Annotated in this window: 1 protein-coding gene and 1 pseudogene; both read right to left on the reverse strand. The window is 71.5% G+C overall.

Annotation, left to right across the window (positions count from 1 at the left end; genetic code table 11):
* Positions 1-273, reverse strand: a pseudogene (locus G6023_RS14340) (serine/threonine protein kinase); the annotation flags it as partial.
* The coding region (locus G6023_RS14345; RefSeq protein WP_241727874.1) for a glutamate ABC transporter substrate-binding protein at positions 270-1,318 on the reverse strand (1,049 nt) is incomplete at its 5' end. The gene G6023_RS14345 and the pseudogene G6023_RS14340, both read right to left, overlap by 4 nt.

Raw genomic sequence — 1,318 nt, forward strand, 5'->3', positions numbered from 1 at the left:
GGTGGCCGCGACCGCGCCGGTGGCCTCGACCGCCCCGGTCTCCGCCATGCTTCCCGAATGGACGTGCGGGCCCGTGGCCTCGAGCTCCCCGGTCGCCCCCATCGCGCCCGTGGCTTCCATCGCGCCCGTGGCCTCCATCGCGCCCGTCGCCTCGGTCAGACCGGTCGCCGTGGCGGCCTCCGTCACCGCCACCGCCTCGGTCCGCATCGTGGCCTGCGTACCGACGCTGGGTTCGCCCTCCTCGAGCGGGTCGTCCCACTTCCGGTAACTCATCGCTGCTCCTCCGGCACATACCTGGGCACCGGCATCCCGGGGTTGGGCCCCAGCCCGGACAACCACGTCGAATACATGCGGTTCCACGTGCCGTCCGCCCTGATCCGTTCGAGCGTGGAGTTGACCTGACGGACCAGCCCGTCGGTGTTGTCGCCCGGCGTGGACTTGGCGATGCCCACCCCGTACGGTTCCGCGTCGAGCTGCGGCCCCACGATCTCCAGGTACGGGTCCTGCGCGGTGATGCCCACGAGGATCGCGTCGTCGGTGGTGATCGCGTCCACCTGGTTCTGCTGGATGGCCACGAGGCAGTCCGCCCACGTGTTCACCGACAGCACCGTGATCCGATCCAACTCCTCCCACAACCGCGACGCCGACGTCGTCCCGGCGGCCACGCACACGCGCTTGCCCTCGAGGTGTTCGATCTCCGTGATCCCCGACCCGCGCACCGCCAGCACCCGCTGGTAGGCCTGGTAGTACGGCACCGAGAACGTCACCCGCTCGCGCCGTGCGCACGTGATGGACATCGACCGGATCACCACGTCCACCTGGTCGTTCTCCAGCGCCTCGAGCCGGTTCGACGACGTCAGCGACCGGAACTCCACCTGTCGCGGATCGCCGAAGATGTCCGCGGCGATCTCGCGCGCCAGGTCCACGTCGAAGCCGGTGAGTTGGCCGCTGGCCGGGTCGCGGAAGGAGAACAGGTTGGAGCCCTGGTCCAGTCCCACGATCAGTCGACCCCGCTCGAGGATCCGCGGCACCCGCTCCGCGGGGGTGGCGTCGTTCGGCCGCAGACTGGGCAGAGGATCGCAGCTCTCGTCGTTCTCGTCGGGCAGGCCGGCGGGGACGTCCGTGCTGATCACCGCGCCGGCGGGAAGCGGCATCACCGCGTCGATCTGCGGGATCCCCGCCCCGGGTATTCCGGCCGACTCCGCGGTCGCGTCTCGTTCCGGCCCGCCCGCGCCGGGGCCGCCCTCGTCGTCGTCGACCCCACACGCCGACCCGAACGCCAGGGCCGCCACCATCACGCCCCCGAGCGCGACCCGCC

This window comes from Dietzia sp. DQ11-71, assembly GCF_014144995.1.
In the GTDB taxonomy this organism is placed as follows: Bacteria; Actinomycetota; Actinomycetes; order Mycobacteriales; family Mycobacteriaceae; genus Dietzia; species Dietzia kunjamensis.